Origin of the sequence: Pseudomonas sp. JAI120, from assembly GCF_014207255.1 — a bacterium.
Lineage (GTDB): Bacteria > Pseudomonadota > Gammaproteobacteria > Pseudomonadales > Pseudomonadaceae > Aquipseudomonas.
Genome location: NZ_JACHCZ010000001.1, coordinates 1,549,810 through 1,567,216, shown reverse-complemented (window position 1 = coordinate 1,567,216; position 17,407 = coordinate 1,549,810). Strand labels below are relative to the sequence as shown.

At 59.1% G+C, this 17,407-nt stretch carries 17 protein-coding genes and 2 pseudogenes; 9 read left to right on the top strand and 10 right to left on the bottom strand.

Annotated elements, in window-relative coordinates; genetic code table 11:
- Positions 1-34 precede the first annotated feature (34 nt).
- The 5 genes and pseudogenes from HDC32_RS07300 (at position 35) to HDC32_RS07280 (ending at position 5,436) form a co-directional block, all read left to right on the top strand.
- Positions 35-1,267: a benzoate/H(+) symporter BenE family transporter gene (locus HDC32_RS07300; protein WP_184743218.1), complete on the top strand. Its 1,233-nt coding sequence runs from the start codon at positions 35-37 to the stop codon at positions 1,265-1,267.
- Positions 1,267-1,656, top strand: coding sequence for a hypothetical protein (locus HDC32_RS07295; protein ID WP_184743215.1), 390 nt, complete (start codon positions 1,267-1,269; stop codon positions 1,654-1,656). Before HDC32_RS07300 ends, HDC32_RS07295 begins: the two co-directional genes overlap by 1 nt.
- A gap of 29 nt (positions 1,657-1,685) precedes the next feature.
- Positions 1,686-1,994, top strand: coding sequence for an aminotransferase class III-fold pyridoxal phosphate-dependent enzyme (locus tag HDC32_RS07290; RefSeq protein ID WP_237683208.1), 309 nt, complete (start codon positions 1,686-1,688; stop codon positions 1,992-1,994).
- 156 nt (positions 1,995-2,150) lie between these two features.
- Positions 2,151-3,417: pseudogene (gene glyA / locus HDC32_RS07285) on the top strand (serine hydroxymethyltransferase).
- A 690-nt stretch (positions 3,418-4,107) separates the two neighbouring features.
- Positions 4,108-5,436 (top strand): OprD family porin, encoded by a 1,329-nt coding sequence (locus HDC32_RS07280; protein WP_131699814.1) that lies wholly within the window; start codon positions 4,108-4,110, stop codon positions 5,434-5,436.
- 227 nt (positions 5,437-5,663) lie between these two features.
- Here the strand turns inward: HDC32_RS07280 and HDC32_RS07275 are convergent, their stop codons facing one another.
- From HDC32_RS07275 to HDC32_RS07265, 3 genes are read right to left on the bottom strand one after another with little or no spacing between them, the layout of a single operon-like run.
- Entirely contained in the window at positions 5,664-6,665 is a 1,002-nt protein-coding gene (locus tag HDC32_RS07275; RefSeq protein ID WP_184743212.1) for an NAD(P)H-quinone oxidoreductase, read from the bottom strand.
- Positions 6,666-6,803, bottom strand: coding sequence for a hypothetical protein (locus HDC32_RS07270; RefSeq protein ID WP_260403579.1), 138 nt, complete (start codon positions 6,801-6,803; stop codon positions 6,666-6,668). It lies immediately after the preceding gene.
- Positions 6,804-6,813: 10 nt separating this feature from the next.
- The gene (locus tag HDC32_RS07265) at positions 6,814-8,250 is read right to left on the bottom strand and encodes an NAD-dependent succinate-semialdehyde dehydrogenase (RefSeq protein ID WP_131699812.1); all 1,437 of its coding nucleotides are present in this window, start codon (positions 8,248-8,250) and stop codon (positions 6,814-6,816) included.
- Positions 8,251-8,471: 221 nt separating this feature from the next.
- Here HDC32_RS07265 and HDC32_RS07260 point away from each other — a divergent pair, with 221 nt between their 5' ends.
- Positions 8,472-9,398 carry a LysR family transcriptional regulator gene (locus HDC32_RS07260; RefSeq protein ID WP_131699811.1) on the top strand — a complete coding sequence of 309 codons (927 nt, stop codon included), beginning with the start codon at positions 8,472-8,474 and terminating at the stop codon, positions 9,396-9,398.
- Positions 9,399-9,472: 74 nt separating this feature from the next.
- Here HDC32_RS07260 and HDC32_RS07255 read toward each other — a convergent pair whose 3' ends face one another.
- The 4 genes from HDC32_RS07255 to HDC32_RS07240 form a co-directional block, all read right to left on the bottom strand.
- Positions 9,473-9,724 (bottom strand): DUF2790 domain-containing protein, encoded by a 252-nt coding sequence (locus HDC32_RS07255; protein ID WP_167657003.1) that lies wholly within the window; start codon positions 9,722-9,724, stop codon positions 9,473-9,475.
- 284 nt (positions 9,725-10,008) lie between these two features.
- Positions 10,009-10,488, bottom strand: a complete 480-nt coding sequence (locus tag HDC32_RS07250; protein ID WP_131699809.1) for a YbaK/prolyl-tRNA synthetase associated domain-containing protein — start codon at positions 10,486-10,488, stop codon at positions 10,009-10,011.
- Between the two features lie 16 nt (positions 10,489-10,504).
- The gene (locus HDC32_RS07245) at positions 10,505-11,263 is read right to left on the bottom strand and encodes a sulfite exporter TauE/SafE family protein (RefSeq protein ID WP_027603982.1); all 759 of its coding nucleotides are present in this window, start codon (positions 11,261-11,263) and stop codon (positions 10,505-10,507) included.
- A 4-nt stretch (positions 11,264-11,267) separates the two neighbouring features.
- On the bottom strand, positions 11,268-12,353 hold the full coding sequence (locus tag HDC32_RS07240) for a TauD/TfdA family dioxygenase (RefSeq protein ID WP_131699808.1): 1,086 nt from the start codon (positions 12,351-12,353) through the stop codon (positions 11,268-11,270).
- A 109-nt stretch (positions 12,354-12,462) separates the two neighbouring features.
- Between HDC32_RS07240 and HDC32_RS07235 the strand changes: the two genes are divergently transcribed.
- A complete protein-coding gene (locus HDC32_RS07235; RefSeq protein ID WP_131699807.1) occupies positions 12,463-13,395 on the top strand; it encodes a LysR family transcriptional regulator in 933 nt (310 codons plus the stop codon).
- Positions 13,396-13,796: 401 nt separating this feature from the next.
- On the opposite strand, the gene HDC32_RS07230 is transcribed toward HDC32_RS07235, so the two are convergent.
- Positions 13,797-14,510, bottom strand: a complete 714-nt coding sequence (locus HDC32_RS07230; protein WP_184743209.1) for a bifunctional 2-polyprenyl-6-hydroxyphenol methylase/3-demethylubiquinol 3-O-methyltransferase UbiG — start codon at positions 14,508-14,510, stop codon at positions 13,797-13,799.
- Between the two features lie 285 nt (positions 14,511-14,795).
- Here HDC32_RS07230 and HDC32_RS32020 point away from each other — a divergent pair.
- Positions 14,796-14,966 (top strand): annotated as a pseudogene (locus HDC32_RS32020) (serine hydrolase); the annotation flags it as partial.
- Positions 14,967-15,138: 172 nt separating this feature from the next.
- On the top strand, positions 15,139-15,750 hold the full coding sequence (locus HDC32_RS07225) for a TetR/AcrR family transcriptional regulator (protein WP_131699802.1): 612 nt from the start codon (positions 15,139-15,141) through the stop codon (positions 15,748-15,750).
- A gap of 19 nt (positions 15,751-15,769) precedes the next feature.
- Here HDC32_RS07225 and HDC32_RS07220 read toward each other — a convergent pair whose 3' ends face one another.
- Positions 15,770-16,249, bottom strand: a complete 480-nt coding sequence (locus tag HDC32_RS07220) for a DUF3237 domain-containing protein (protein ID WP_131699801.1) — start codon at positions 16,247-16,249, stop codon at positions 15,770-15,772.
- Positions 16,250-16,291: 42 nt separating this feature from the next.
- The gene (locus HDC32_RS07215) at positions 16,292-17,395 is read right to left on the bottom strand and encodes a polyamine ABC transporter substrate-binding protein (protein ID WP_184743206.1); all 1,104 of its coding nucleotides are present in this window, start codon (positions 17,393-17,395) and stop codon (positions 16,292-16,294) included.
- Between the last annotated feature and the right edge of the window lie 12 nt (positions 17,396-17,407).

Genomic DNA, 17,407 nt, shown 5'->3' with positions numbered 1-17,407 from the left:
GCCTGATCCATTGTCCAGCAAGGAGCCAAGACTTATGCCCTCTACTCAATCCCAGTCGTCCCTGCGTCTGCGGGATGTGCTGCACCCGGTGGTTGCCGGGCTGATTTCGGTGATCGTCAATTACGGCGGCACCTTCATTCTAGTGTTCCAGGCCGCCAAGGTTGCCGGCCTCAGCCCTGAGCTGACGGCGTCGTGGGTCTGGTCGGTGTCGATTGGCGTCGGTGTGACCGGGTTGTTCCTCAGTTGGGCGAGCCGCGAGCCGATCATCACCGCCTGGTCGACCCCGGCGGCGGCGTTCTTGATCGTTGCCCTGGCGACCACGCCCTACGCCGAGGCGATTGGTGCGTATTTGATTTCAGCGGCAGCGTTCGTGCTGCTGGGGGTATCCGGCTATTTTGAAAGGGCTGTGCGCCTGATCCCGCCTGGCGTTGCGGCGGGCCTGCTGGGCGGCATTCTCTTGCAGTTCGGCATCGGTGCATTCGCGAGCATGACGGTCGACCCGCTGTTGGTGGGGCTGCTGATCGGCGCCTACATCGTGTTCAAACGCTTGAGCGCACGCTACGCGGTGGTCGGCATTCTGGTGCTGGGGCTGGGCTTTTTGCTGATGCAGGGGCGAGTGGATTTTTCCGGACTGGCGCTGGAGTTCGCCACACCGGTATTCACGCGGCCCGAGTTCTCGCTCAATGCGTTGCTGAGCGTGGCGTTGCCGCTCTTTTTGATTACCCTCACGGGGCAGTACATGCCGGGCATGCTGGTGCTGCGCAATGACGGCTTCAAGACCAGCGCCAACCCGATTCTCAGCGTGACCGGGCTGGGTTCGCTGCTGATGGCGCCGTTCGGCTCCCATGCGTTCAATATCGCGGCAATCACGGCGGCGATCTGCACCGGCAAGGAAGCGTCCGAAGACCCTTCCAAACGCTGGATCGCCGGGGTAGCGGCAGGGGTGTTCTACATCCTGGTGGGGATTTTTGGCGTAACCCTGGCGGCGGTGTTCATGGCCTTTCCGGCGACGTTCATTACCACCCTGGCCGGGCTGGCGCTGCTCGGCACCATCGGCGGCAGCCTGGCCAATGCCATGGCGGACGTCAAATCCCGTGAAGCCTCTCTGATCACCTTTCTGGCGTGCGCCGCCAACATCACCTTGCTTGGCATTGGCGGCGCGTTCTGGGGCTTGCTCATCGGCCTCGCGGCTTATGCGGTACTCAATGGGCAACTGCCACGTCGTGAAAAAACCACTGCGGTGACCACCAACGGAGCGACCCGCTGATGACTGGGCAAGCCCAACACCTCACCACGCTCCATGCCGATCATGGTCGCTATCCGCAGGCGGTAAGCGTCGAGGACTTTCGTCGCAACCTCGCCGCTGTGCAGCAACGCATCATCGATGCTTGCCACCGCGTCGGGCGTGACCCGGCCACCGTGCGGTTGCGTGAATTGCGCGACCGCTTGCTCGCACAGGTGCCCGAGGGCGCGTCGCTGCAGGAGTTGTCGATGGGCATGTCGGGCGACTTTGAAATTGCCATTGAAGAGGGTGCAACCGTGGTACGCGTCGGCCAAGCCATCTTCGGTGCCCGCGCCATGCCCGATGCCTATTACTGGCCCACGGCCGACGCTAGACCGCGAAACGACGACGAGTTGCCGGCGCTCGCCCCTTAACGTTGATTGATCTCTATAGGAGGCCTGCAATGTCCGCTGCACCCGCTTACCTGATGCACACCTCGTCCCGTCAGCCGGTCTCGTTCAGCCGAGGCCTGGGCGCCCGCCTGTGGGACACCGATGGCGTTGAATACCTGGATGCCATCGCCGGCGTGGCCGTGACGAGCCTGGGGCACGCCAACCCGGAAATTGCCGCCGCCAGCGGCCGACGCCTGCTGGCCGCGCTCAAGCTGGCGCTGGGCAACCATCCCGAGGTGGTGGCCATTCGTGGTATCGGCTTGATGGTCGGCGTCGAACTCAACCGTCCGTGCGGCGAGCTGGTCGACGCGCGCGCGTGAAGAACAACGCCTGCTGATCACCGTCACCCGTGGCACCACCGTGCGCCTGTTGCCCGCACTGATCTGCGATGACACACAGATCGACGAGATCGCCGCACGTGTCATTCGCCTGCTGTCGCCCGCTGTTTGAATTTGTTAACCGAGGACGCCCCCACCATGTACGACTCAACGCTCACCCTGGATGCTTTCGACCCTGAACTGCGTGAGGCGATTCATAACGAAGCGCATCGCCAGAAAGACCACATTGAGCTGATCGCGTCGGAGAACTACGCCAGCCCGCTGGTCATGCAGACCCAGAGCACGCTACTCACCAACAAGTACGCCGAGGGCTATCCCGGCAAGCGCTACTACAGTGGTTGTGAATACGTCGATGTGGCCGAGCGGCTGGCGATTGAGCGGGTCAAGACCCTGTTCAACTGCGACTACGCCAACGTGCAGCCTCACGCGGGTGCGCAGGCCAACGCGGCGGTGTTCCTCGCGTTGATCAACCCCGGTGACACGGTGATGGGCATGAACCTGGCCCAGGGCGGCCACCTGACCCACGGTAACCCGGCGAACTTTTTCGGGCCGGCATTACAAGATCGTGCCCTACGGGCTGGACCCGAAAACCGGTTTTCTCGACTACGACGAGATGGAACGAATTGCCCTGCAGACGCGCCCGAAAATGTTGATCGGCGGCTTCTCGGCGTACTCGCGTTACAAGGACTGGGCACGCATGCGCACCATCGCCGACAAGGTCGGCGCCATATTCTGGGTCGACATGGCCCACGTCGCCGGGTTGGTCGCCGCCGGCGAATACCCGGACCCGCTGCCCCATGCGCATGTAGTCACCAGCACCACGCACAAAACCCTGCGCGGCCCACGGGGCGGTTTGATTCTGTCGAAGGGCCAGGACGAAGCCTTCTACAAGAAACTCGATTCGGCAGTGTTTCCCGGCGTGCAGGGCGGCCCGCTTATGCACCAGATTGCAGCCAAGGCCGTGGCGTTCAAGGAGGCGCTGACGCCCGAGTTCCGCGTCTACCAGACCCAAGTGGTGATCAACGCCCGCGCCATGGCGGCGGTGCTGCAAAAGCGCGGCTACAAGATCGTCTCGGGCGGAACCGACAACCACATGATGCTGATCGATCTGTCCGACAAGCCCTACACCGGCAAGGACGCCGATGCGGCATTGAACAGCGCCTACATCACCGCGAATAAAAACTCGGTGCCGAATGACCCACGCTCACCCTTCGTGACCTCCGGCTTGCGCATCGGCAGCCCGGCGGTGACGACGCGGGGCTTCGATGTCGAGGCCTGCGAGCAAGTGGCAGGGTGGTTGTGCGACGTACTCGACGCCCTGGAATATGGCGACAGTGACAAGGTCGGCCACCACGTGCGCGAACAGGTTGTCGCACTGTGCCGGCGTTATCCGGTTTATCGCTGAATGGGTTTGGGGGGGGCGTGTGGACGGCCCCTGATTCACTTCTTTGCCGATAAGGACGCTCATGCAGCCTGCTTCCAGCTTTATCAGGCGTTCGATCTGGGGGAGTGGGTGCGTCGTGATGATCTGCCGGAGACTGATCCCGGTGAGCCCGAAAGTCACAGCCCAGGGTACGTCCCAAAAAAATGATCTCGATTTGCTGGCTCACCGGGTCCTGCCGCTTCAACTGCGTGTTGGAAGTGGAATCAACTTTTCATGTGATCGTAATGGCGGGTGGTCAGGGTTACATCGTGCACGTTCGTAACGGACTGCTCTTAAAGCACTTCGGTGGTGATATTGAGAATTTGATCCGCATCCCAGAGCTGGGTAGCACACTCGTTTCACATGGGCTGTAGCTTAGGCTTTTCAAAGGAGAGGCTGAGGCCTGGTGCACTGAGCGTTTGTCTTTAGATGGGATTAGGAATATCCAAGTCTCGCTCGCGGATGGGTTAATTACGGGGGAGGGATGGTACTCACCCAAAAAAGTAGTCAGGAATGACGGGCAGTAAGCGGCTAAAAGCAGCCGCTTTCGAGTGACACTACGGCCTGTCTGGGAGCCAGGTCTGATATCAAAATATTCATTCAGTTTCATTTGTTGATGGCCTGGGCTGTTGCCCTAATGCTCCAACACGAACTCGTGCATTGGAGCTAATAATGAAAAAACGCCAACCGCTACTTCAACTCAACACCTTGGCCGTGGCACTGGCATTTGCCTTGCCGGCCATCAGCTACGCAAGCGATCAGTCCGACTCCAAGGGTTTTGTCGCGGACAGCAGTTTAAGCATTCTCAACCGCAACGTGTTCTGGAACCAGAACGGCAGCGGCAACCATACCCGTGACTGGAGCCAGGCGCTGATGGCGACCTACAGTTCGGGCTTCACCCAAGGCACTGTTGGCATCGGCATCGACGCGTTCGCCGACCTGGCGTTGCGTATCGACGGGAACACCGACCGTGCCGGTGGCCCAACCATTCCATCCGACGCCAATGGCAATCCGGATCGAGGCTATGCGAAGGCCGGTGGTGACATCAAGTTCCGTGTTTCCAACACCACGCTCAAGATCGGCGACTTGCAGCCCACGGCGCCAGTGCTAGCCACTGCCGATAACTACCTGATGCCGCAGACTGCATCGGGCTTCCAGGTCGACAGCCATGAGATCACCGGCCTGAACCTGGAGGCCGGCCATTTCACCTCAGGTACCGGAAACACCACCACCTCGCGCAGCGGCGACATTCTTGCCAGCTATGCCGGTGTGGCGGCACCGTCGGCCAGCTTCGCGGGGGGCAAGTACCAGTTCAGCAAGGAGTTCACCGCGTCGCTGTACGGAGCGCACCTGGAAGACGTCTGGAATCAGTACTACGTCAACTTGAACCTTGTTCACCCACTGACGACTGACCAATCCGTCGCACTGGACTTCAACCTCTACCGCACACTGGACGACGGCAGCGCCAAGGCCGGGACCATCGACACCACTGCAGCCTCGCTGGCGGCGGCCTACACCGTGGGTGCGCAAACCTTCACCCTGGCCGGACAGAAGGTTAATGGTGACGAACCATTCGACTATGTCGGTTTTGGAGGGACCAACGCCGGCGTCGGTGCCGGCCGCTACGGAAACTCAATCAACCTCGCTGACTCGGTGCAGTACTCCGACTTCAACGGCCCCGGCGAGAGGTCCTGGCAGATGCGCTATGACTTGGACATGAGCACCTTTGGCGTCCCTGGCCTGAGCTTCATGGCCCGTCATATCCGCGGTTCCGGCATCGACGGAACGCACACTCCCGGCAATTCGGCCTACACCGGGTTCTATGGTGCCAACGACCAGGAACACGAAACCGACGCCGAAGTGAAATACGTAGTACAGAGCGGCCCGGCCAAAAAACTGTCCTTCCGGCTGCGCGAGGCTTTGCACGATGGCGATGCATCCACCGGGGGGCACCTGGTGCAGACGCGCCTGATTACCGAATATCCGTTGAATATCCTCTAAACAAACAGGCCAGCCCGGTTGCTGGACCAACCGGGCGGGCTACCTTCTAAAAACGCTGCGGTTTTGGTTGGTAAGCGGTGTCCTGCCAATTGAGCGTAAACCGTAAGCGGGCGACGAACACAACGCGCCGAGGCCGCTCGCCAAATGCTAACCGACAGCTGCTGTTGAATTGCCGTCATACATTCGCTCGCTGAAGCGGCGGCGTTGCCGGTCCTGAGAATTCATACTTAAAGCAAGTCTTCAGGTCGCATCGTCAAAATGATTTTCCCGACGTTCTGGGAAGATTCCATCCGGCGGTGAGCATCGGCAGCCCTTGAGAGCGCAAACGTGCTGTCGACAACCGGCTCAAGGTTTCCGGCACCCTCAAAGCGATCAAGCCAGTGCTCGCGGAAACGCTTGATCATCGCGTGCTTCTCCGGCTGCGTGCGCGACTTCATGACCGTACCGATGATTTGCAAGTGGCGGTAAAGAATGTCCTCCAGCGCCACCGTGACGTTTCCGCCACCGGCGAGAATCCCCACCTGAACCAAGCGACCGCCCCGTGCAAGGGACGCAATATTGCGGGCGAAGTAGGGCTGTCCGATAAAGTCGATGATCACATCGACGCCGCGACCCTGGGTTTTGTCGGCGATCACTTTAGCGAAATCCTGGGTCTTGTAGTCGATCGCCACGTCAGCCCCCAGATGCTCGACACGCGCCAACTTGCTTCCTTCGGTTGTCGCATACACCGTGGCGCCGGTGGCGTAAGCCAACTGCACAGCGGCAGAGCCGACGCCGCCAGCGGCCGCGTGAATCAACACTGAATCGCCAGCCTTGAGCCGAGCCAGATGCATCATTGCTTCATGGGCCGTGACGAAGACCTCGGGAATGGCTGCCGCGTGTACATAGTCAAGCTGCGCGGGGATGTGCATGGCCATGCGGTAGTCGATGCGGGCCAACTCGGCGTAGGCACCGCCGCCGACCACGCCCATGACTCGATCTCCCACCTCGAACCCTGTCACCGCGCTCCCTTTGCCGATCACTTCGCCGGCGATTTCCAGGCCGATGATCAGCGAGTCACCGAAGTTCGGATGGCCGTACCCACCGGTCCGGTGAGTCAGGTCCGCACGGTTCACCCCGGCGGCATAGACACGCACCAGCAGGTCGTCAGGACGGACTTCAGGATTGGCGACCTCTACTAGTTCCAGGACGTCTGGCAGACCAAACTCTTTGATGTTGATGGCTTTCATTCAGTTGTCCTCCGTTTCGCTAAACGTGGCATTGGCCATAGCCGATGCGGTGATGGCGCCAGGGAAGCCCACGTAAAAAGACAGGTGCGTGAACGCGCGCGCGGCTTCCCGAGGACTTTTGAAATTGAGCTTGGACATGGCGAGTTCCTTAAACCTGGCTGATGAATTTGTGGGTGAGATAGTGCTCGATGCCTTCAATGCCGCCTTCGGAGCCGTGACCGCTTTCTTTCATGCCGCCGAACGGGAGCTCGGTTGCGACGATGCGGTATTGGTTGATCCCAATCATCCCGGCCTCTAATCCATCAGCGACATCAATGGCCGTGCGCGCGCTGGAGGTGAACGCGTAGGCCGAGAGTCCGTAGGGCAGGCGGTTGGCTTCTTGCAGTCCATCGGCTAGCTCATCGAACGGCATCAGTACGGCGATGGGACCGAAGGGTTCTTCGTGCATGACGCGGGCGTTCATCGGCACATCCGCGAGAACGGTGGGCTGGAAGAAGTAGCCTTCGCCTGACAAGGCTTCGCCACCGACCAATACCCGTGCACCTTTCTCGACGGCATCGGCGACCAGTTCTTCCATTTTTGCCAGCTGCCTTGGGTTGGCCAACGGTCCGACCTGTGTGTCCGGATGCAGGCCGTCGCCGATTCTCAGCGCTTGGGTCGCAGCGACAAAGTGATCGACAAAGGCTTGATAGGCGCGACGCTGGATCAGAAACCGAGTGGATGAAATGCACACCTGCCCGGTGCCGCGAAACCGGTTCGCGACACCTTCGACGGCGGCTTTTTCAATGTCGGCATCTTCGAATACCAGCACCGGTCCGTGCCCACCCAGTTCAAGGGTGATGGGCTTCACGCCTTCAGCAGCTCGTGCAGACAGCAGACGACCGATGGGCACCGAACCGGTGAAGGTCACTTTGCGAATGATCGGTGAGGCGATCAGATGGCTGGACACTTGGTCCGGTACGCCGAAGACCACTTGCAGCACACCCTTGGGCAATCCTGCATTGTCGAGTGCACGCGCCAGGGCCAGCGCTGTGGAAGGGCTTTCTTCACCGGGTTTGAGAATGACGCTGCAACCCGCGGCAAGTGCTGCCGAGAGCTTGCGTGCCGGGGTGATGGCCGGGAAATTCCATGGTGTGAATGCGGCCACTGGGCCGATGGCCTGGCGTTTGACCAGTTGCAATACGCCTAGCCGGTTGGACGGGACCACACGGCCATCGATACGCCGTGCGCTTTCGGCGAACCATTCGAAATACTCCGCCGCACGGGTCACTTCATCCAGGCTTTCTTTCAGCGGTTTGCCTTCCTCCAGGGTCATCTGCGCGGCAATCTGCGGTGCACGTTCGAGGATCAGGTCGGCGGCACGCTTGAGGATCTTGGCGCGTTGGTCAGGCACGGTCTGGCGCCACTGCTCGAAGCTCAGGCGAGTCACTTCAAGGGCATGATCAAGGTCGCCCGCGGTGGCGAGTGGGACGCGTCCGATTTCCCGGCCGGTTGCCGGGTTAACGACGGCGGCAGTATCGCGCCCTTCGGCACTGATCCATTCACCACCGATGAAAAGATAAAGCGGGTCGTAAGAAGTCTTCATGATGTGCCCTTCAGTTGGTTGTCGGAGATTCAGATGAAACCCGGCGCCTGTTCAGGCGGCCTGTGCAACCCAGTCTATGGAAGGAGGGGCCATTGATTTAGACGGGCCAAAGGGAATCATTGTTGTCGCCAGAGGTAATATCGAGCCGCGGGCCGAACGTGTAGCATCCGGAAAAAATGCGCGTTATCACGGGTGAGCATCAGATCTACAGGAAGGTCGCGATGGATAAGCTTTCGAACATGTCGGTGTACATAAAGGTTGTCGAGATGGGCAGTTTCACGGCCGTGGCCAATCATCTGGACTCAACGGTCGGTAACGTATCGCGTGCTGTCTCCGCGCTTGAAAACGTGCTCGATGCGCGCCTGTTGCAACGCTCGACCCGACGCCTCTCGGTCACCGATGCGGGGCGACGGTTCTATGAGCGCTGCACGAAAATTCTGGCTGATCTGGAGAGTGCCGAAGCCGAAGCCAGCAATGCCGCGCTGGAGCCTCGGGGAACACTGAGGGTGCATTGCGTCCCCGGACTGGCCCGGCATCTGGTCACCGGGGCCGTGCTGGAATACCGCCAGCAATTCCCGGAAGTGACCGTGGATTTATTGCTCTCGCAACGCATGCCTAACCTGTTGGAAGACCAACTGGACGTCTCGATTCTGATCGCCCGAGCGTTACCCGATTCGGCGTATGTCAGCCAAAAGATCGGTGTCAGCCATTGTGTGCTGGTGGCGTCGCCAGACTACCTGGCTCGGAATGCGGCCCCCGAGACGCCTGAAGATCTGCGCGATCACCAGTGTCTGCTATTGGGTACCGTTGACTATGTGCGGGATGAGTGGCAGCTGAAGAGCAAGGCAGGGGACGCGACATTTGTCCCGACAGGGCCAAGTTTCAGCGTCAACGATATGGATGCGATGGCACATGCCATTCGAGAGGGGGCGGGGATTGGCTTGCTGGCCGGGTTCACGGCCGTCGACGATTTGCGTTCCGGCAAGCTCGTGCGGATTTTGCCTGACTACCATACCTATGAGCGCAACGTGTACGCCGTCTATACCTCCCGGCAGTTTGTCGATGCAAAAATCACCCGGTTTATTGAAGCGCTGAAAGATCGGGTTGGCAGTCAACTGGCGGCCACGGCCAAAGAACTTATCGATTGAAATGCCGCAGGGCAAAAAGGTATTTGTGCCTCGATGAACACGCTTCGAGGCGCAATGATTGGCGAACAGGTTGCTTATCCCTGGCTGCAACGGCCCATGACGCTATAGGCCAGTACGTGCTGTTTGCCTTGTGAATCCTGGTAGGTCATGTGCGTCGGCACGACTGCGCAAACATCCGGCACCGGGTCTTCAGAGATGACCTTCGCGACATCAAGGTGGGTGCCGTATCCATATTGCTCAACAGGTTTAGTCTTTGCAGTACCGTCCTGTGCCGCTACCACAGAGCTGAAGCCCAAGAGTGCGACGATGATCATTGCCGTTTTCATAATGAGATTTCCTAAAGTAAGTGTGATGTTGCTGGCAGGACGAACTTTAGGCTTGAGGGTTTTGCGCAAACAGGCGCGGATCAGGGAAAGACTTTTCTTAAGTCCGAACACAATCGTGAGGTGTCTGACGATAGCGCTTTTTTTATTTGTGGCCGTCCACTTTTGGGCGATTGCGGCCCTTCGCGACAGGCAGAAATCGGCCAAAAGCGGACTCTCGAGGTCTATCGCTTTCTACCCGTAGTAACCGGTCAGCCCGGTAGACATTGTCTAGTGAAAACGTCTGCTCAGGCCTGGCTGATATCCAGCAATCGAGGCATGGCAATCGCCAGATAATCCTGCGTATCGAGCACCATCGACGCATCCAGCCGCCCCGCGTTGAAGGCTATTTCGGCGTAGCCTGTGGTCAAGGCTGGATCGACGATCAATTGAATCCGCTCATCGAAAACAAAAGGAGGGATGGCGCCGATCCGGCACCCGGTCAGTTCCATGGCGGTTTCGGCCTTCACCAGCTCGGCCTTTTTCCCGCCCAGGGCCGCTCCGACTTTCTTCATGTCCAGCTTCTGGTCGCCCGGCAGTATCACCAGTGCATAGGGTCCGGCCTGACCCTTGAGGGCGCAAAGCATGGCCTTCGCGCCTTGGCCGGGCTCGGTGCCACGGATTTCGGCAACGCGCGCAGACTGGCCCTCGGCGTCGTGCATCAACACCCGGTAGGAGGCTGAGTGGGCATCGAGTAGGGCCACGAGGCGATCGAACATGGGATGCATGTAGTTTTCCTCTGGTTTACAGGAACAGGTCGTAGGACAGTTTGCTGATCAGAATCACCAGTAACACCAGGAATAGAGCCCGGACAAAGGGCACGCCTTTATGAACCGCCAGCCAGGTGCCCGTGAGCGCGCCCAGGATGTTGAATGCCGCCATGGGGATTGCGATCAGGTAGAGCACGTTACCCGTGGGAATGAAGAATATCAGTGCCGCTACGTTGGTCGCGATGTTCACTAGCTTGGCCGATGCCGAGGCATGAAGAAAGTCGAAGGCGAAGCAGCGGATAAACAGGAAGATCAGGAAGCTGCCAGTGCCGGGACCGAACAAACCATCGTAGAAACCGATGGCGCCGCCGATGACGATCGCCAGCAGTTTTTCCTTGGTGCCGATGCGCATGGGTTTGTGCAGGGCGCCGAAATCTTTTTTCCAGAAGGTGTAGATCGCCATCAGTACAATCAACACCAGCACCGCCGGCCGGATCATCGACTGGGGTACGAACGACACCGTGGCGGCTCCGAAGAAGGCCATGACAAAGGCCGCGCAGGCGGCGGGGATCACAAGACCCCAGTCGATCACCACCTTGCGCACGAAGGACCGGGCCGCGAATGCGGTGCCGCAGGCGGCCGCGACCTTATTGGTACCTAGCAGCGCCGCCGGTTGAGCGGTGGGTAGCACGTTGAACAGCGCGGGAATCTGGATCAGTCCGCCGCCGCCCACCGCCGCATCGATCAGGCCGGCGGCGAAGGCGAACACGCAAAGGATGACAATGTCGACCATGAAATCAGGCTCTGACTATGTAGGGTTGATGAGGGTCCAGCGGTAACACGCGTGCCGGATCATTGACCCCGAAGACACGCAACATCCAGCGATCACGGCCGTCGTAGCGGGGTGTAAAACCATCCCGGGCATGCAGGGTTTGCTGGTTCTTGAAGATCAGCATGTCCCCTGGTTGCAGCATTACGGGGTGCACGACATCGGGATGATTGGCGGCGGCGGCGAACAGTTGGAGGGCAAACTGCGCATTGGCGCAGGTCGCTTCGACACTCGCTTTGTTGTAGCGGCAATAAAGGCCATCGGTTGCGCTTCTGTACAGCAAGGGGACATTTTCCAGCACATTCCCCTGTTTGCCGAAGGAGGCCGGTCGGCGAACGGTGAAGTTCGGTCGTGACAATTCTTCTTCGACGTAGGCCGGCAGGATGGCCAGCACCTCGTCAATGGCGACGATGCGCGTCGGCACGTCGAGCTCGCAGCGCAGGCCGGTCAGGGACAGGTACTCCGGACAGGCCGACAACTGCGAGACCGGTTCGCAGGTCAAAGGCAGGTGAGGGTTGTCGACATGCATGTCCAAATCCGCGCGCGAGCCATAGGAGCTCTTTTCGGTCTCTCGCTTGTGCTTGGGCGATACGTGACGGAACACTGTGTCGTTGCTTTCACCCTCGTACGCCAGCGGACGGGTTTGCAGAGTTTGCAGCACGGACAAAATAGCCCCGGCCAGAATCGACAAGTTCTCGATACCCGGCTCCAGGTCATAGGGCGTGGCGGGCAGTTGCGGGTCCAGCGGCAGCCCCCTGACGATCATCGCCACTTCACGGGCCTGTGGAAAATTGCGTAGCTGCTGGATTTTCTCGGTGCACAGGACACTTTCCAGCAAACGCCCCAGGATCGGCATGTGGCGGATACCCGAGGCGCTATCGGTCACGTCCAGCGATGCCAGACCAGCCTGAAGTGTGCGTTGTTCTTCGAGCGACAGATGAATTTGCGGTATCTCCCGTCGGGTCGAAGTCACTGATTTTTTTTCCAGCCATTCATGCATTACTTCATCAGCACAAGCTGCGGCTTTCCCGATTACTTCATCCAGCTTCGACACGTCCTTGCGCTCCTGTTTGCCCCATCCTTCTGGGTTGAGCGGGAAGGTTAACGGAAGAGCCTTTTTTGTGTTGCAATGCCGCGTTGTGAAAAATGCAATGAGGTGGAGAGTGGCATTGAATATGTTGGGGGAACTTGAAGCCTTCGCGACCGTGGCTCGCAAGCGCAGCTTCGTCGCCGCGGCACGGACGCTGGGACGCTCCCCCAGCGCACTGACCCGCGCCGTTCAAGCCCTGGAGGAAAGTGTGGGGCTTAAGTTGTTCAATCGCTCGTCCAATGCCGTGAGCTTGACCGAAGCGGGTGAATGCTTATTGCCCCACGCGTACAAAATGCTCGACCTGCAACGTGAGGTGGATGAAGACCTGGCCGGTCTCAGCGGCCTGGCCTCCGGCTGGATCCGTTTTTCCGCCCCCGAGCTTCTCGGACACGGGGTATTGCCCCGGTTGATCGCGCAATACTGCGAGCGCTATCCAGACGTTAACATCGACGTGATTTTCACCGATGAGATCATCGACCCGGCCAAGAGCAAGCTGGACTTCTCGATTCGCGGCGCGTTTCCACAATCCAGCGACTTGATCGGCTTTGCGCTCTGGAGTTACTCACGTTACCTGTATGCCAGCCCCGGCTACCTGGAGCGCAACGGCATGCCCGATTCCATCGAGGCACTGGAGTCGCATTCGCTGATCCTGCATACGGCGCCGCGGATTCTCAAGGAATGGAATTTTCGCAGTGAGGAGCAGGCCATCAGCTTTCGGGTTCATCCAAAATTTCGTTTCAGCTCCGGTCTGGCGGTATTCCAGGCAGCCTTGGCGGGCGTCGGGATCGCCCGCTTGGCGGATTGGATGGCGGAGCCCGAAGTGGAAGCGGGGCGCTTGCTCCGGGTTTGTCCTGAGTACAAGCTCACCTCCAGCAGCGGTGAGAGCCCACAGATGCACGCGGTGTACCCGGCCGGAAATTTGCCGCTGCGGGTGAAGGCATTGATGGAGATGATCCGTGGCTTAGGTGAAAACCTCGAATGTACACGCGGCTCAGCACTCATATGAGGTTACGGGGCGTTCAGGCAGTTGATCAGACGCTAACACGCTGAAACCCACCCTCGGCTACCGCAGACGAGCATCGACAAGATGCTACGCCGAGGATTTTGTATTAGAACTTCATTGGCGCGATGGTGATTATCGACGCCGGCAATGGGTGAAAAGCAGGAAAATGCCGCGCCCATATCGGCGCGGTCCCTGACGGGGCGCAATTCCCCAAACACCAATTCCCCTGTGGGAGCGAGCCTGCTCGCGATGGCATAGCGTCAGCCAACATCAATGGAAGCGCTGGCCTCCTCGCGATCACACTGGTTTTTTGATGTTTACCGGACGATATCTTGAGCGCTTGGCTGATTGTTGCCTGTCATGAACGGCAGCAATCGACCCAGAGCTGCCACTCAGCTCGCCGTTCAGACCGTTTTACACGTTAACCAGGCACCCCAGAACAGACTGCTGAAAAAACGGGTAGCGTCCCCAAACCCCGCATCATGCAAAAGCTTCTGAACAGCCGCCTCAGAATGTGGAGGGTCAGCGCCTTGAAGAATTTTCCCAAGTTTGACTTTCACTTCATCCGGACTGGCTCCGTGCTGCCGCCAACGTTGCCCCCAGGCGGCGAGGAGCAACGGCTGGCTGGCATAGGCATATTGGTTGCCGGCGACAATCAGCGGAGCCCCCGGTTTCAGACGAGCCTGAATGGATCGCAGAATCTCTCCCTTGGCATCATCCCCATCGAGATGATGGAGTACACCGATCAAAGTGGCTGCGTCGTAGGACTCATCTGCGGCCAAGTCTTCAACGTGCCCAAGGTGCACGTCCGTTCTTTCAAGCATATTGTTGACGACTAACTGCTGTTTCGCGGTTTCCAGCATCGATTCAGATGGATCAACGGCGGTGAAGCGCCAGCCCGGCTCAAGCCTGGCCATCGCGATGATCTCCTGCGCCGTACCGCCAGCGCCGACTACCAGTATTTTTGCCGTGCGAATATTTCCAAGACTTGCCGCGAGCATGCACGCCACCAAGTCCTGACAAGCGTCATAACCTGCCAGTGCGATACGGCTCTGTCGTCCATATTCACTAGCCCGAGCATTATCAAACTTTTCAGCAGAGTTAATTGGTGAGTTCAAGGTGGTTCTCCATGTCCTTGAATCAACTTAGGCCATAAAGAGCAATAACAAAAATTAATTAATTTTATTAGTTGCATTCCTGCTGGGAATACAAAGGCGCTCAGGTATCGTCCAAGCGACAGTTAGCTTAGGGTCGATTTCAACCGGTCGTGGCAGGCAGCAATCGGCCCAGGCCAATAGCAGTCGTTCAGTGCAGTACAAACAGCTGACTTTTCACTCTGATGAAGAAGAGTGAATGAGAGCTCCTGTCGAGTTGTAGATCCGCTCGACATTCCAAGGGAGCCAATGCTCAGTTCACTCGTACCAAATGGTCAGCCACAAACGCCTGACCGATTAGAACTGATGGCCTCCTGGTGGGGTTTTACGAAAACAGTCTTGGCTGCGACAGCCTTATCGTTGGTACGTGGCAGGCTGATCAGATTGGACGCCCCAATTCTTGATCAGCCTTTCACGTTAACCCCGATACAGGCACTCACCGTTATAGTGTGCCCGCCACGCTTTCATGCAAACGGCAGTGGCACACGGAATGGTTGGCAATTAGTGCTTTAAAAAATTTACTCAATTAAGTATTTTGCAGCGATACCGGGGCGATAAGCGCCCCTCTTTTTACTCGTGACAAGGATCTCCTGTGAGCGGACTGCGTGAACGTCAGAAAGCCGAACGCCGGCAAGCTATCAGCAAGGCCGCGATCGAGCTGTTTGAGCGCCAGGGTTTCCAGAACACCACCATCGAACAGATCGCCAGCCAGGCCGGGGTGTCGCCGCCGACGGTGTTCAAGTACTTCGGCAACAAGCAGGAAATCATCCTGGAAATCCTGCACCACGCCGATCAACGCGCAATCACCGACACCCGCAGCAGGATCCACGAAATAGACGATCCGGTCGAGGCGCTATGCCACCTGGAACGCCTTCTTACCGGCTATGCGTTGGAAGTCATGCACCCCAGCCTGTGGCGTGAACTGCTGCCACTGATCCTGTTCGGTGGCAGCAATGAACTGCCCGCAGGCTATCGGGCCATGAATGATGCGCTCAGGGCCGAGATCAGCGAGCTGCTGCGGGAATTGCAACGGGCCGGCAAGCTGCGCCCGCAACTCGATGTGGAATTGGCCGCGTTCCTGTTGAACGACTATTCGCACCTGCAACTGTTCAGGCTGGTGAACCAGGAACACCCGGATATCGACGCGCACTCTACCCAGGTCAGGCGTATCACCGAGCTGCTGTTCTACGGCATGCAGGCCTGACAGCTTCCAGGGTCGGGCCTCAGTAAAAGCGATAGCAGCGAATCACCACCTGGTCAGCGCCCGGGTAATGCACCAGGCCGATAAAACTTGAACGGGTGAGCCAGTCCAGCCGCCCCTTGGGCACCTGGAACACCGGCGTGCAGGTGCAGCGGTACTCCGTTTCAGGAATCGGCCATTGGCCGTCGCGCTCCAGCTGGCGTCCGTACTCAGTCATGGTCAGCACGCCGCGGTTACGGATGTTGATCACCTCGCCTTCGTCGGTCCTCACGCTGTAGCGGGCATCCAGTTGACCAATGCCATCCGGGCGCAAAAGAAAGCAATCTTCTCCGCCCGCCAGGACCTGGCCGCTGATGCCGACCCCATCGAAATCCCCGCCCACTATCGGGTAATTGCAGCGCAGGCCTTCAACGCTGGCGCCCAGCATCACACCTGGCCCTATCGCGACGCGAAGGGTCAGCACTCGCTGCAAGTTGGGGGCAATGTCCGCCCGTTCAGTCATGGCAAGCTCCAAGCCCGGCGCGCACGCACCGGGCCACACTGATCAGCGGTTGCTCTTGATGGCGGTCCAGGTGCGGGTACGGATGCGCTCCGCGGCAGCCGGGATCGGCTCCAGGGCGAACAGGGTCTTGCGCGCTTCGTCCGGCACATACATGTTCGGGTCGTTGCGGATGCTGGCGTCCACCAGCGCAGTGGCGTCCTTGTTCGGGTTGGGGTAGCCGATCTTGTTGCTGATGCGCGCAATCACGTCCGGGCGCAGGATGTAATTGATGAACGCATGGGCCTCCGCCAGATCGGGGGCCTTGGCCGGGATCGTCATCACGTCCGACCACATCGGCGCGCCTTCCTTGGGCAGTGCCATCTCGACCTTGACGCCCTTGCCGGCGGCATCTGCCAGTCGTGCGGCCAGTGCGACACCGCCGGACCAGCCCACGCCCACACAGATATCACCGTTGGCCAAGTCCATGCCGTAGCGCGACGAGTTGAAGTAACTGACGTAAGGGCGAATCTTCATCATCAGGGCCTGGGCTTGTACATAGTCCTCGCGCTTCTGGCTATTGGGGTCGAGGCCCTTGTAGTGCAAGGCAATCGGCAGGATCTCGTTGGCGGCGTCGAGAAAACCCACGCCACAACTGGCGAGCTTGGCGAGGTTTTCTTCCTTGAAGATGATGTCCCAACTGTTCATCTGCACGTCAGGGCCGAGGGCTTTGCGCACCTTGTCGACGTTGTAGCCGATCAGCGTGGTGCCCCACAGGTAAGGCACGGCGTAGCGATTGCCGGGGTCGCCTGCGGTTTCCAGGGTTTGCATGAATTGCGGGTCCAGGTGCTGCCAGTTTGGCAACTGCTTGCGATCCAGCGGCTGCACGGCCCCGGCCGTGATCAAGCGTCCCAGGTTGGCGGAGCCGGGAAACACCACGTCATACCCGGAGTTGCCCGTCAGCAGCTTGGACTCCATGGTTTCGACGGTGTCGAACACATCGTAAACCGGGCGAATGCCGGTTTCCTCCTGGAAGCTCTTGAGCACCTCGGGTGGCAGGTATTCGATCCAGTTGTAGATCCGTACGGTGCGTTCTTCAGCCAGGCAAAAACCACTGATGAGCAACGAGGCGACAGTGCCCAGCACGGTGTTACGCAAAAATCTGTTCATGATCAAAACACT